This is a genomic window from Roseomonas haemaphysalidis, from assembly GCF_017355405.1.
GTDB lineage: Bacteria > Pseudomonadota > Alphaproteobacteria > Acetobacterales > Acetobacteraceae > Pseudoroseomonas > Pseudoroseomonas haemaphysalidis.
This window is the reverse complement of sequence record NZ_CP061181.1, coordinates 31,375-45,016: the sequence shown is the minus strand read 5'-3', so window position 1 is coordinate 45,016 and position 13,642 is coordinate 31,375. Positions and strand designations below refer to the sequence as shown.

The following is a 13,642-nucleotide window of genomic DNA, read 5'->3' as shown; positions in this document are numbered from 1 at the left end:
TGGAAGACGCCATATTCTCGCACCCCCCCCTCCTAACACCACTACACTACCACTACGCCGTCCTCGCCCTCGCCACTTACCCCCCCCCTACTCACCTCCTACCCTCCTACCCTCCCACCACCGCCACGACGCTATCGCCACCATCCTCTCCCTCACCATCATCGTCGCCATCATTCCCTACGCTTCCATCACCCTCTCCCCCTCCCCTGCACCGCCCAGCATCTCCCTGGATCCCCCTCTCCAGCCTCGATCCTCCTCCCACCACAGCCGCACACCACCCAAGCTAGACAAATGGTCAAAACGACCCTTCCGCAGCCTGCCAACAGTTTGGAAAGAGCGGCTCGAAATCACATTCTTCCGCCCGGATGGGCCCTTCAAGCCATCCGACGAGCACCAGCACAGACCTCCGCTTCTCACCCCTCCTGAAGCGCCTTTGTCTCGCTCAACACTACATTTCTGCCCCGGCTCCACGAAGCCATCCGCACCATCACGGCAGGACATTATGACTCACACCCCTTTCCACTCCCTCGATGCCGCCCTCCTCGACCGCGCGACTGGCGCTCTGCTCGGCCTTGCCGTCGGCGACGCCTTGGGCACCACGCTGGAATTCACCGACCGCGACGAGGCCCCGCACCACACCGAGATGACCGGCGGCGGGCCCTTCAACCTCCGTCCTGGGCAGTGGACCGACGACACGAGCATGGCCCTGGTCCTGGCCGAGAGCCTGATCCGCTGCGGCACCCTCGACCCTCGCGACCTCATGGACGGCTTTGTCCGCTGGTGGCGCACCGGCGCCCACTCCTGCACCGGCACCTGCTTCGACATTGGCATGACCACAGCCGCCGCCCTCGCCGACTTCGAACGCATCGGCGATCCCCTTGCTGGGCCCACCGCCGAGGACACCGCCGGCAACGGCTCCCTCATGCGCGTGGCACCGGTCGCGCTCTTCGCGCTCCAGGATCCCCTTGCCGCAAGCCGCCTTGCCCGTCTGCAAAGCCGCACCACCCACGGCGCGCCCCAGGCCGTCGAGAGCTGTGACCTCTTTGTCGCTCTCCTCAGTGCCGCGATCCTCGGGGCCGATCGCGGCACCCTGCTCGCTCCCAGCGTCTGGTCTGGACACCCCGCAGTCGCCGCAGTCGCCGCCGGCTCCTGGCAGGGCAAGCGCCGCGGCGCCATCCGCGCCAGCGGCTACGTCATCCACACCATTGAGGCCGCCCTCTGGGCCATCGCCCAAACCCACACCTTCGAGGATGCCCTGATCCTCGCCGTCAATCTCGGCGAGGACGCCGACACCGTCGGGGCCGTCACCGGCCAGCTCGCCGGCGCGCTTTATGGCTACGCCGCAATCCCGTCCCGTTGGCTCGAGCCCCTCGCCTGGCGTGACCGGCTCACCGCCCTCGCTCCTTCCCTGATCACGGCCGGCGCCCGCGCTGGTGCCGGGGCTGGGATGCGCGGTGGGATCGACGCCTCATGAGGACGAGCCATACGCACCCGCTGCAGATCGCCGCAGTCTCCTGCCCCAATGGGGGCACGCTCGGCATCACCTTCTGTCCCGGCAAGTGGCAGGCTGCGGCTGCCACTGGTGCCTGGTCACGCGACCTCGCCGTGGACATCGAGGCCATCCGCGCCTGGGGCGCCACGTCTGTCCTCACCCTCGTCACTTCGGAGGAACTCCACGCGCTCCGCGTGCCCAACCTCGGTCACGCCTTTGCGCAGGCCGGGATCGGGTGGCACCATCTTCCGATCGAGGACGTCTCGACGCCCACGCCCGCCTGGGAGGCATCCTGGCTTGCCGTCTGGGAAGCGGTGCACGCTGCCCTCGACAGCAGCGCTAGGGTGCTGGTCCACTGCAAGGGCGGCCTAGGCCGTGCCGGCCTCGTCTCCGCCTGCATCCTCATCGAGCGCGGCCTCGCGCCACGCGCGGCTATCGCGGCGATCCGGGCAGTGCGTCCAGGCGCGGTGGAGACGCCCGAGCAGGAGCGCTACGTCCTCCGCATCGCGCGAAACCTTGCAGGGAAGGAGTGAGCGGCTCCGATTGCGACTGCAGAGTTGGGCTGTCCTGGCGCTCGATCAGAGTTCCTGCGCGAGGCGTGCCGATACCGGCTCGAACAGGCCGTTGCGATTGAGCCAGCCCGGGTGCTTCGTCCAGTAGATCGGAATGTCGACGACGCCATCTATCACGTCGAGAGACCGAACCAACGGGTCAACTCGGCGCCGGCCCTGCTCCGGACTTCCCGTGATGGCTGAGCGTATCTGGCTCGCGTACTCATTGGAAAGCAGGACGATGCTGGTCGGCCGCATCGTCTCGACGGCCTCGCGGAGCGCGTCCCGGCAGGCCGACACCTGACGTTCGAGCAGTTCGCCGTCAGGATTGCTGCTGGGCAACGGGCTGCCGATGAGGGCGAGATTTGTCCAGCCATAGTGCTCCGCCAACTGTCCGAGGGAGGCCGCCTTCCCGGTCCGGCGATGCAGTGCGCCCTCCAGGGTCTTCCGGATGAAGCGCCAGAACGGTCGGGCGCTTCCGATCAGGTTCGCGTACCCCTCAAATCGTGCGTGTGCCTCCTCGGCCGAGCGCATCGGCGCTTCCGGACCTCCGCCGATCGCCTGCCCGACGAAGAGGACGCGCGGCCCCTCACCTCGGCAAGCGCCGACCGGCATCATGACGTCGCCGCACGCGGACGAACCGCCATTCCCGTCGAACAGCTCAAGCAGGTGGCTGTAGGTCACCTCAGAAAGCAGCGCATCCATCGTCACGACCCTGTTCTGTCTGGCAGGAAACTCTGCCACTCCGTGCAAGGCTCCAGCATGTCCTCATTAACCTCGTCGGCATGAAGGTGACGACGGCCTTTATTCGTGAACCCGTCAAACACGAACTGCCGCGCTGCGAGGCCACCGCCAGGGCATCATCGCCGGAGGGGCGCGGTCGCGCTCATGCTCATGTGGAAGCCCAGCGCATCCTGTCGCAGCGCCGCTCGCTGCTCCTCCGGTAGCCGGGGCCATAGCGCCTAGAAGGCCTGCACGGCGGCGACGTGGCGGCGCCTGAGTCCGGCATCGGCGCAGATCACCAGGGCCACCGGATCGCCCAGCACGGTCGCCGCGGCCAGCCGCGGCAGTCCCGAGCCACCCCAGGCCGTGCCAGCGCCAGTAGGGCCGCTCAGGCGGCCAAGTGCGGCAGGGTGGTCCGGGGCGCGCGGGCCTCGAACAGGCGCCAGGGAGCCGGGATGGTCATGCGGCAACGCTTCATCCAAGCAAACGGGTGTGGACACCGTAAGCGTCCCCTTTTATATCGTCAATAAACGTCCCCGCTTACGAGGCCGCTTTGACAGGCTTTCCGTCCCCGGTTTATCCGTCTCGCATGGGTCGCCCGCCGATGAATCTCGAAGAGACCAAGGTTCGCCTCAACGGCGATCACAAGCGGCGCATCGTCGCCCTGGTCGGCGAGAACCAGATGGCCGCCTTTATCCGCGAGGCCGTCGAGGAGGCGCTGCAGCGTCGCGAGGCCCGCGCCCCGGCACCCGCCCCGACCCGGAACCGGCCGCCCGGCGCTAACTAGCGACGCGGCACCGCTACCCTTTTGTCTCCGGGCCGCCCGCCGGCCCACGCAGCACCCAGGAGCTGTCCCGCCCGCGCCGCCCGGCCATCCCCGGCGCGTGCCGCGCCTTGTGCGGGATCCTCGGCCCTTCGCCCTGCGCCACCCTCAGCCGGAGCCCCCGATGCGTCACGATCCCGTCCCCGTCCCGCTGCTGCCCCGCGCGCTGCTGCGCGCCCACCACTGCGACAAGCCGACTGATACGCGCTTTCGCGCCCTGGCCCGCCTGGCGCAGTCGCTGTGGCGCAGCCGCCAGGGCCTCGCCTGCGGCAAGGCCACCGAGCCCGGTACCGGCCGCCGCCGCCTCTTGGGCAGCATGCTCACCCCAGGTGCCGCCAAGGCCGGGGCCAACTTCGTCGATCCCGCCCTGCTCCCCCGCGTCCGCCGCGAACTCGTCTGGCGCGAGCCCGGTGCCGTCATCGAGGAGCAGCGCCTGTGGGGCAACCTGCTGTCCAGCCAGACGCTGGCCTTCTCGCTGTTCCTGCCGCTCAAGCACGACCTCGCCCTCGCCACCCGCACCCTCGCCCCGTTGTTTCCCGACCTCGTCGGCTGCGTCACTGGCATCCTGCTGGAGCACTCTCCCGGCCGCGGCCATCCCGCCTTCACCGGCGACCACACCGCCTTTGATGTGCTGGTCCGCTGCACCACCCCGGACGGCCTACCCGCCTTCCTGGCGATCGAGATGAAGTACTCCGAGGCACCCGGCGGACTGGCGACGTCGCCCATGCCGCTGCTCGACGACCTGTCCCGCACTGCCGGGCTGTACCGCGACCCGGACGCGCCCGCCCTCCGCGGTGGCACGCTCGGCCAGTTCTGGCGGCAGCAGCTCCTCGCCGCCGCCATGCTCCGCCAGGGCCCGTACCAGCAGGGGCGCGTGGTCGTGCTCGCCCCCGCCGCCAACAACGACATCTGGCAGGCGGTGGCCGCCTACACGGCGCAGCTCCAATCCCCGGAACCGCCCGCCTCGTCCTTTGTCGCCTTCACCCTGGAAACCCTGCTCGCTCAGCTCGACCAGGCTGGCGGTGCCGCGATTGCCGGCCCCATCACCGCCCGCTACCTCGACTTCACGCCCGCCTACGCGCTGCTGGACCAGCACCTCGACGGTCCCGCCTGATCCCCACGATCCAACCGCCGATCCCTGCCTTCGCAGATCCACCGCATCCCCCTGGAGCAACCGCATGACCCAACCCCGGCACCACAACCATTTCGCTGCAGCGTCGCACGCGACCACGACATCCGAGCCGCATGTCGGCATCTTCTGGATGCTCGCCTTTGCTGATCACCCCGCCCTCCTGGGGCACCGGGTGCCGCTGGCCCAGGGCGAACCCTATGGCGACTTCCTCACCCATGGCGCCCACTACGAACATTGGACCGCGCTCGCCGCGCTCGGGACCGACGAGTTGCTGCGACGCGGCCTGCTGACGACGCCGGCCTGGTCGGAATACGAGGAGTGGCCGCGCGGCCGCGTGATCTTTCACCGGCCCACGCAGCGCTTTGTCATCTACGCCGATCGCAAGATCCAGCACGCCTCGGCCATCGCGCTCATCAGGGCCAACTTCGGGGTGCCGGACGGCGCGTTCGATGTCCGCAGCGACGAGCACTACGTCAGCATCCGCGACGTCCCACACGGTCCCCCCTGAGGCTAAGCGTAGCAAGGTGCTGCGAGTCACACGAAGTAGCACGCGAGCAGCCCGCCCTCAGTGCTTCGCAGCCCAATACTCTCTGGCAGGCCAGACCGCCGGACGTCGAGAAGGGCCGCATCATCGTCGAGAATCCCGGGAGAACCTTACAGCCAAACAACTGAAGCTTGCCTCATCAGGCGAGGCCTCGCATTTTAGGGCCCACTCCATAACGGCTGGGGTTGGGTGAGCGGCGGGGGTTATGCGCGTTCGGAGGATGTCTGACGTCCTTCGAGGTAGCCTATGTGGACCCCTGCCGCCTGCGTGCAGCTTGCATCCGAGTCCCAGCTCTATGCAACTTACCTGACCGATGCCGAGTGGGCGGTGGTCGCGCCCTTCCTACCCATGCAGCACGCACAGGACGTCCCTGGTCCTGGCCGATGCGGCTTGTCGTCGATGGCATTCTCTACGTGCTTCGGACAGGCTGCGCGTGGGTACATCTGCCGCGCGACTTCCCGCCGTCCGGGCCAGTGCTTCGCTGGTTCCTGCATCTGTCGCGTTCAGGCACCTTCAAACGATTGGCCCATACACTCACCATATCTGATCACGAGCGTGTGGGTCGTGACGCTTCGCCGACGGCGGCCGTGATGGATGCAACAATAGGCTGGTTCGCCCCTCGTGCGATGTCCAGGCTCCCTCCGCACGCGCCTTTGCGACGTGGATGCGCACCGGAGCTCGTCAAGCTAATGCGCCCACGCCAACCGAACGATAGCGCGGGTCGCGATCCATCCACGATATTCGTGCTTGCTGAAGTTAGGTCGGATAGAGAAGTAGAAGCAGACATTGCATCACTACCGGAACAGGCCACTATTCCGCGACACCTACACGACGAGGGACACCTGCTTGCCTGTTCCCAAGTGACCTAGCCATCGAACCCGAAACATTGCCGGTAGATGCCCGACGGGCAGCCCGGGATCATCCCACCGTTCAATCGTCAGATCGACGTGGGGGGGCGCCTCCTGCCATGGATACGACAGATCACCATTGACTGTGTTATCAGTTACAGATAACTCATCATATGTGACAAATTGACCGAAAATTAAGCTTGGACCTGTTGCTCGAACTCGATGGCCAGAACACTGTCCGTGGACGCCGCTGGTCGGCATCAAGTCAAGTTTGTGGTCAGTCAAGTGGCGGTGGCGCCAGGAAGGTCCGAAGGCGTCGACAGCTCGCTCACGCTGCACGGCCCCGATGGCATGTGGTTGGTTGGCTTCGACAACGCCTACTTGGTGGCAGAGGGCGCTAGTCCCAGGTGCTGGCGGTCGACGAGGTCGGACTGCAAGAATTATCAATGGATGGTGCAGGGCTGTGAGTACGTAGATGCTACGACCCTACCCGGCAAACCTTAGCGGAGGTGGATGCAGTGCTGCGTGCGCAATGGGTGTTGCTATGAGTGTAACCGGTAAGGGCGGCGTGCTCCAGGTGGGGATTGCGGCCTACGAGGAGATGAAGGCGCGGACGATAGGTATCGCACGCGGGGAATGCCACCCCACTGCCGAAGAGCCGCGTGTCTGGTTTGCCTCGCTCGAAAGCTTTACCCGCGTGCTGTCGGACCGAAACCGCGAGCTACTATCGCTAATAGCCGAGCGAGAGCCGGCCTCGTTAGCAGAGCTAGCCATACTTTCAGGGCGTGCGAAGCCAAATCTGTCACGCACGCTGCGTACGATGGAGCGGCACGGGCTAGTGGAACTGCAGCGTGGCAAAGGTCGCATGCTAAGACCTCAAGTGCGCTACCATGGCATCAGGCTCGACCTCCCGGTTACCAGCGCTGCGCGTCGTATGGCAGGGCAGCGGACCGCATGACCATGCCGGAGAACGCCCAAGAAGGGCCAAGAGGCTGGGCCACCGTGACTGTGGGGCATGTAGGTAGCGTCCGCGTCGGTAAGCAGAAGTCACAAGGTGCGCAGACGGGACTGCACCCCACGCCGTACATCCGAGCCGCCAACATCACGCCTGCCGGTCTCGAACTGTCTGATCTCCTTTACATGGACTTCACTCCCGCTGAGCGGAGGACCTTCGACCTTCGGCAGGGCGACGTGGTGCTCACTGAGGCGTCTGGGAGCGCGGCGCAGGTCGGGCGGGCCGCTCTCTGGCCCAATGACGCACCCGCGTGCTGCTTTCAGAACACGGTGATCCGCTTTCGCCCCCATGCCGTCGCGCCGGGCTACGCCCTGATCGTGTTCCGGCACTTCGCAACATCAGGTGCCTTCGCTCGGACCGCGCGTGGGGTCGGTATCCAACACCTCGGCGTTACGCGATTGACTGCGCTTCCGTTTCCGCTTCCTCCCTTAGCGGAGCAGGACCGCATCGCTGGCGAGGTGCAGGCCCGTATGGATGGGATTGTGGAAGCGCGGGCCCTGCTGACATCCGCGCTCGCGAGAGTTCGTGAACAGGACCGAGAGATTGTCGCAGCGGCCGCACGAGGCCGGCTCATGCAGGAAAACGAGCCCGGAGGCCTGTCCCCAGCCGAACCGGAGCGCCCGCTTGCGACCATCACGCTGGATGGCGACCAGCATTCCCTGTTTGAGGGATCGCGCGGCGAAGGCGTGCGTGAACCCTCCGAAGGCGCGTGGACGGAACCCCTCCCGGTCGGGTGGCGCTGGGTGAGCGTCGCGGAAGCAGGCGAGTTGAAGCTCGGACGCCAACGCTCGTCTGGACGGAAAGCCGGCGGCAGTCCTATGGCTTACCTCCGTGTTGCAAACGTCCAAGAAGACGCCATTACCTTTGACGACCTCACATCTATGGATTTCACACCTGCTGAACAGGAGGCCTATGCGGTACGCTCGGGCGACATCCTGCTCAACGTAGGGCAGAGCCCGGAACTTATCGGACGACCGGCGCTCTTGCGTGAGGATCTCGGCCACCTTGCGTTCCAAAACCACTTGGCCCGCTTTCGTCCCAGACCCGGTATTGACGGCGAGTACGCCCTACTCGTGTTCCGGCACTACCTGCATTCTGGAGTGTTCCGATCGGTCGCAACTTGGTCCACCAATTTGGCGACCCTCGGATTAGGACGTTTAGCCGTCTTACCTTTCCCGCTGCCACCACTTGAGAGTCAAATCCGCATCGCTGCAGAAGCGCGTCGGCGGTTGGAAGCATCCCGCTCGCAAGCGGAGGCCATCAGTGCAGCGCTTAAAAGGATGCCCGGTCTCGAGGCTGAGCTGCTCTTGGCTGCGGTGACGGGTGCGCTGGTGCCCCAAGATTTTGCCGACGAGCCTGCCACGGAGCTTCTTGACCGCCTCGGTCCTGTGCCTGGTGATACCACCTTGCCCGTGCAGGGAAGGACCAGAGAACCGCCCGACGATGAGGAGCTTACAATGAATCCTAGCGCGATTCAGGATGACGACACGGTAGCCGCTGGTGGCCGTCTTGCTGCCTCGCTTCGCGCCGCCGGGCGACCTCTTCGTCTTCCCGAGCTGCTTGCTAGGGCTGGGTACGACGGCAGTGAGATTGACGATGTCGAACTCTTCTATCTCGCTTTGCGAGAAGAGCTAGGGAATGCCGTTCGCGTGCTTGGTGACGCGTCAGAGAATGCACTGTTGGAGAGCATGCCCGATGCGGCTGGATGAACTCACGGTCGGAAGTTTCAAAAACCTAAAGGACTTCCACATCGATTTTGATGAGGGTTCGCCGTATACCGTGCTCGTCGGCGAAAATGGAGCAGGCAAGTCGAATCTTATTGAGGCAATCACGATAATCTTTCGCAACCTTGATCTCGACGAGGCGGCAGCTTTTCAATACCGGCTAAAATACCGTTGCCGCGAGCACGACGTCGAAGTAATCGCCGACACAGCCGAGCAGTTCCCACGCTTTCGCGCCAGACCTAAGGGAACAGAAGAACCATACGCTGACTTGCCGCGGAAGCGTTTTATGGAAGTCGACGATGACGGACGGCCACTCTACCGACCCGCGTTTGTGTTCGGTTATTACTCGGGGCCAAGTGATAGGTTAGCTGGCCTCTATAGGACGCACGAGGAACGCTACTACCGTTGGATCATTAAATCACCAGAACAAAGAGGTGGGCGGGCTGTTGACGATCCCAACGCGCTGCGTCGCCTCTTCTACGCGCAGACGATGCATGGCCAGTTCGCGCTCCTTGCGTTCTTCATGGCACCGGGAGACGACGCCGAGCGAGACCGTGCGTTCTTACGTCAGCACCTACAGATCGACGGTCTTGACAGTGTGCTGTTTGCACTGAGGAAGCCTTCGTGGGGCAACGCCCGTAAAAAGGGGGGGGATGCACGCTTTTGGCATGCTGAGGGTGAGATACGGACATTCCTCGAGCGGCTCTACGAGGTAGCACTGTTGCCGGCGCGTATGGCTCGGCGCATCCCTGCGGATCTAGGCAGAGACGGGCCTGTGGAAGGACTTTACCTGTTTCTGCCGAAGGCTGAAGACCTTCACCAGGTGTATGAGTCCTACGGCGACCAATATGCCTTTTTTACAGCGCTGGAAAGCGCACACCTGTCGCGCGTAATCGGGGATCACGACGTCCGGACGCGGGTACGCTTGACGACAGAGAGCGGCGGCGGCGCCGTTACCTACCGCGAACTGAGCGAGGGTGAGCAGCAGCTCCTACTTGTATTGGGGTTACTAAAATTTACGGCGCGTGACGACGCCTTGTTCCTCCTCGACGAGCCGGACACACATCTCAATCCTGTGTGGAGCACACAATACCTGGAGTTTCTTGATCGCTTTATCCGCACGCGGGAGCGAGGAGAAAGCTGTCACATCATCATGTCTTCCCACGACCCGCTCGTACTCGCTGGGTTAGGGCAAACACAGGTTCGTATCCTTCGACGTGACACTGCTGGAAGAGCGATCGCTGAGCCGCCGATGAGTGATCCGCGGGGCATGGGTATTCAAGCGATCCTCGCAAGCGATCTCTTCCGCTTGCCAGCAGCAGGTTTGGACACGGAAACACAGCACGAGCTTGAGGAGCAAAGAAAACTAGCTGTAGAAGAAAATATTTCCGTCGAACAGCAACAAACGTTGCGAGATGTGACTGATCGGCTCAACCGGAAAGGGTTTTGGAAGAGCGATCGTGATCCCCTCTACCAGCTTTTCCTTCAAAGATTCCTTCCACAATGGATTGAGCGGGCGAAGCCCGAATGGCAAGAGGCGGTCCAAATATCGCCAGAGCATATGCAGGAGCGGGACGCTCTCGCCGACGAAATAGCGGCAGAGATTGCGGAGGAAGCTAAAGCCGAAAGGGCGGCCCGCGAGTGAGATATATTGACCTCGACCTCCTAGTGGGCCGTCCCGACGTTCAACCACTCATCGAGGCTACGGAAGCCGCCCGGCAAGCGGTCTCCGCTGCCGGAGACGCTGCAACCCGGCGGGCACTTATCGCAGCCAATCGAGGGCAGTGGGTGGCGTTTCGATCGGTGTTCCAAGCCGTGTTTGGTGAAAAATGTTGGTATACAGAGTCGCGCAATCCTGGCACCGATGATGACGTAGATCACTATCGACCGAAGGGCCGCATAGCCGAACGACCTGGGCATGGAGGTTATTGGTGGGAGGCCCTTCACTGGCGAAACTTCCGTCTGAGCTGCCATCGCGCAAACCGTTTGCGTGAGAACCCAGAGACGGGTGTCACACATGGCAAAGGCGACCGTTTTCCCCTGCTCGATGAGCAGGAACGCTGGAAGCGCCCAAGCGACGTTTGCCGCGAGCGTCCGACGCTGCTTGATCCGACCGATCCGTCCGATCCGCCGCTACTTACTTTCGAAATCGACGGACGGATAGCGATCGCTCCGGAGCATGCAAGCGATGCGACGGCTGCGAGACGTGTCGAAGATTCAAGGATCTACCTTCATCTTGATTGGCCCGCTTTCGTCAGTGACAGACGTGACCTCTACACTAGCGTGTTTTTAAAAGTGCTCGACGGCGACAGAGCCGACTTGGCTTTCCGACGAGGAGAGGTAGGAGCCAGAGACACCTTGAAGGCTATAGCGCGTGACCTTATTAGAATGGCACAGGACCGAGCTACGTACTCCCGGGCAGCTGTGGCTTATATTCACCGCTTCAGTGATCGTGACTGGATTAGGCGCTACGTTTTGAGACACATTCCGGCGGCTCGACTCAATGACTGAACCCAATGCTGCCTCTCTCGTGCGCAAACTATGGCAGTACTGTAATGTGCTGCGCGACGACGGCCTGTCGTACCCGGACTATGTCGAGCAACTGACATACCTGCTGTTCCTCAAAATGTCTGAGGAGCAGGGTTCAGAAGCGATTCCAGCAAAATTCTCGTGGTCATCACTGCTCAATCTCGATGCCGCAGCGATGCATCGGCATTATACGGTAGTTCTGTCTGCCCTTGGAAATTGCGGGGGCATGCTCGGACTCGTATTTAGCAACGCTAGGAATAAAGTTCGCGATCCGGCCAAGCTGCGCCTCCTCGTTCTTGACCTAATTGGAACCATGGAGTGGACGGGTCTCTCTGCCGATCTCAAAGGCGATGCGTACGAAGGTTTGCTTGAGAAAAACGCACGGGATACGAAAAGCGGCGCCGGGCAGTACTTCACTCCTCGCCCTCTTACAGAGGCGATCGTCGAGTGCGTTGATCCGCGCCCCGGTGAGGTAATCTGTGACCCAGCATGTGGCACCGCAGGCTTCTTGCTAGCAGCTCACCGGCATATTCAAGCAAAAAGCCTCACGCTGACTCGTGCCCAACGACGGCATTTGGCGACACGGGCGTTGCGTGGCACGGAGCTGGTCGAGGAAGTGGCACGCCTGGCTGCTATGAACCTTCTCCTGCACGGTGTTTCGGGGAGCGCGGACGACGAACTGCCAATCGTATGCGAAGACAGCCTACATCGGAGACCGCGGGCGAAGGCCGACGTGGTGCTCAGCAACCCGCCGTTCGGCATCAAAGGTAGCGTGACCTACGCAGCAGACGAACGGAGTGCCGCCCGTCCTCAGGACGATCTGACAATCGTTCGACCTGATTTTTGGGTTCGTACCGCCAACAAGCAGTTAAACTTTCTCCAACACATTTCCAGCCTGCTGAAGCCTGCGGGGCGGGCCGCGGTAGTCGTGCCGGATAACGTGCTGTTCGAAGGCGGAGCCGCCGCCTTGGTGCGACGGCGCTTGATGGAGATGCATGACGTACACACGCTGCTCCGACTGCCGACCGGCCTATTCTATGCGCAGGGCGTTAAAGCCAATGTCCTATTTTTCGACAAACTAACCGCCCGGTCGGAGTCGTCCAAGCCAGACCTTTGGGTTTATGACCTTCGGGCTTCAAACCGATTTACGCTTAAGACGAAGCCGTTGCAACGAAGTGACCTTGAGGAATTCATCCATCTGTATAGACCGGGCGATATTCAGGGGCGCGCGACGGTTGCCGCTTCGACAAGCAGTTCCGACCGGTGGCAGCGATTCAGTAAGGATGTAATCCTCGCTAGCGCCGATTGCCGCCTGGACCTAGTGCGTGAGGTGGATAAAGGCCCCAGCGATAGCTTGGGAACAGACAGGATCGACGAAATTTCGCGCTTGATCGCCGAGGATCTCACACGCGCCCTCCACCACTTGGCCCTCGTATCGCCCAGGAAGTCGGCCGTGAGGTACGAAGAGTCGGAGTAAGCAGAATGCTTGAGCGTGGGGCGGGGGTAAGAACCGAGGAACAAACAGCCGAATTGAGTTCCTGCCTGACACGCGCTTATCCCAACAGCCCCCTCTACGAGCCGCGAGCACATCACGGACTACAAGGTTCTCTACGATCTCGGCAGGATTCCAATTTTGGGGGGTGAAGCAGACATCTCGAGGCGTCCACTCTACAGCTGCTTCCCACCCTCCCCGGCGATAGCCTTTCAATGGACTATGAACTTCACCCTTCCCGAAGGGCAGTTGCCTTGAAGAAGGTGTAGCAGAAAGTTCCATCCCCCTCGGTCGTTCGGTGCAGAGCCTGGATGCCGGTATCGAAGGTTCCTGCCTCTATCTGTCCGGTCCGGACCGCCTCGTCCCGCACGCTCGCCACTATGGCGGTGAAGGTTCGGCGAATGAAGCCGTCCACCAGCTCCGGCCTGTTAACGTCCACATAGACCAGGTGAGGTGAGACGCGAAGACTGTGGAGGTCGGTTGCCGCGAGCAAGGGGTAGAGCTGCTGGCCGATCTCGGTGTCCCCACCCGTCACGCGCTGTAGCGCGACCTGGCAGCGGATGACGGCCCGGGCAGCAGGGTCATTGGGGTGGAGTAAGGGTAGAGCCGTGGTCGCCCTCAATGACGGTGAGGCTCCCGCCGGGCCGCAGCACCCGTTGGAGCTCGCCCAACGCCGCTGCCGGGTCGGCCAAGTGTTCCAGTACGAAACAGACGAAGACATGATCGAAGCTGGCATCCCCAAAGGGCATGAGCGCACGTCTCCCTGCCG

The 13,642-nt window shown here is 63.0% G+C and carries 12 protein-coding genes and 1 pseudogene; 10 read left to right on the top strand and 3 right to left on the bottom strand.

Features of this window, described 5'->3' with window-relative positions:
- Positions 1–502 precede the first annotated feature (502 nt).
- On the top strand, positions 503–1,474 hold the full coding sequence (locus IAI59_RS22320; RefSeq protein ID WP_207419854.1) for an ADP-ribosylglycohydrolase family protein: 972 nt from the start codon (positions 503–505) through the stop codon (positions 1,472–1,474).
- Complete coding sequence (locus IAI59_RS22315; RefSeq protein WP_207419855.1) at positions 1,471–2,025, top strand: cyclin-dependent kinase inhibitor 3 family protein; 555 nt, start codon at positions 1,471–1,473, stop codon at positions 2,023–2,025. Before IAI59_RS22320 ends, IAI59_RS22315 begins: the two co-directional genes overlap by 4 nt.
- Before the next feature lie 45 nt (positions 2,026–2,070).
- On the opposite strand, the gene IAI59_RS22310 is transcribed toward IAI59_RS22315, so the two are convergent.
- Positions 2,071–2,748, bottom strand: coding sequence for a uracil-DNA glycosylase family protein (locus IAI59_RS22310; protein ID WP_207419856.1), 678 nt, complete (start codon positions 2,746–2,748; stop codon positions 2,071–2,073).
- Between the two features lie 622 nt (positions 2,749–3,370).
- Here IAI59_RS22310 and IAI59_RS22305 point away from each other — a divergent pair.
- From IAI59_RS22305 to IAI59_RS22270, 8 genes and pseudogenes are all read left to right on the top strand, one after another.
- A complete protein-coding gene (locus IAI59_RS22305) occupies positions 3,371–3,553 on the top strand; it encodes a hypothetical protein (protein ID WP_207419858.1) in 183 nt (60 codons plus the stop codon).
- Between the two features lie 160 nt (positions 3,554–3,713).
- Complete coding sequence (locus tag IAI59_RS22300) at positions 3,714–4,703, top strand: PGN_0703 family putative restriction endonuclease (protein ID WP_207419859.1); 990 nt, start codon at positions 3,714–3,716, stop codon at positions 4,701–4,703.
- Positions 4,704–4,767: 64 nt separating this feature from the next.
- On the top strand, positions 4,768–5,229 hold the full coding sequence (locus IAI59_RS22295) for a hypothetical protein (protein ID WP_207419860.1): 462 nt from the start codon (positions 4,768–4,770) through the stop codon (positions 5,227–5,229).
- A 282-nt stretch (positions 5,230–5,511) separates the two neighbouring features.
- Positions 5,512–5,847, top strand: a pseudogene (locus IAI59_RS23245) (transposase); the annotation flags it as partial.
- A 741-nt stretch (positions 5,848–6,588) separates the two neighbouring features.
- On the top strand, positions 6,589–7,071 hold the full coding sequence (locus IAI59_RS22285; RefSeq protein WP_336512634.1) for an HVO_A0114 family putative DNA-binding protein: 483 nt from the start codon (positions 6,589–6,591) through the stop codon (positions 7,069–7,071).
- Complete coding sequence (locus IAI59_RS22280; protein WP_207419863.1) at positions 7,068–8,837, top strand: restriction endonuclease subunit S; 1,770 nt, start codon at positions 7,068–7,070, stop codon at positions 8,835–8,837. The genes IAI59_RS22285 and IAI59_RS22280 overlap by 4 nt, the downstream gene beginning before the upstream one ends.
- Positions 8,824–10,497, top strand: a complete 1,674-nt coding sequence (locus IAI59_RS22275) for an AAA family ATPase (RefSeq protein ID WP_207419864.1) — start codon at positions 8,824–8,826, stop codon at positions 10,495–10,497. The genes IAI59_RS22280 and IAI59_RS22275 overlap by 14 nt, the downstream gene beginning before the upstream one ends.
- Positions 10,498–11,355: 858 nt before the next feature.
- Positions 11,356–12,858 carry a class I SAM-dependent DNA methyltransferase gene (locus tag IAI59_RS22270; RefSeq protein WP_207419865.1) on the top strand — a complete coding sequence of 501 codons (1,503 nt, stop codon included), beginning with the start codon at positions 11,356–11,358 and terminating at the stop codon, positions 12,856–12,858.
- A 244-nt stretch (positions 12,859–13,102) separates the two neighbouring features.
- On the opposite strand, the gene IAI59_RS23500 is transcribed toward IAI59_RS22270, so the two are convergent.
- The gene (locus tag IAI59_RS23500) at positions 13,103–13,495 is read right to left on the bottom strand and encodes a hypothetical protein (RefSeq protein WP_207419904.1); all 393 of its coding nucleotides are present in this window, start codon (positions 13,493–13,495) and stop codon (positions 13,103–13,105) included.
- A complete protein-coding gene (locus tag IAI59_RS23495; RefSeq protein ID WP_207419866.1) occupies positions 13,455–13,622 on the bottom strand; it encodes a class I SAM-dependent methyltransferase in 168 nt (55 codons plus the stop codon). Before IAI59_RS23495 ends, IAI59_RS23500 begins: the two co-directional genes overlap by 41 nt.
- Positions 13,623–13,642 lie beyond the last annotated feature (20 nt).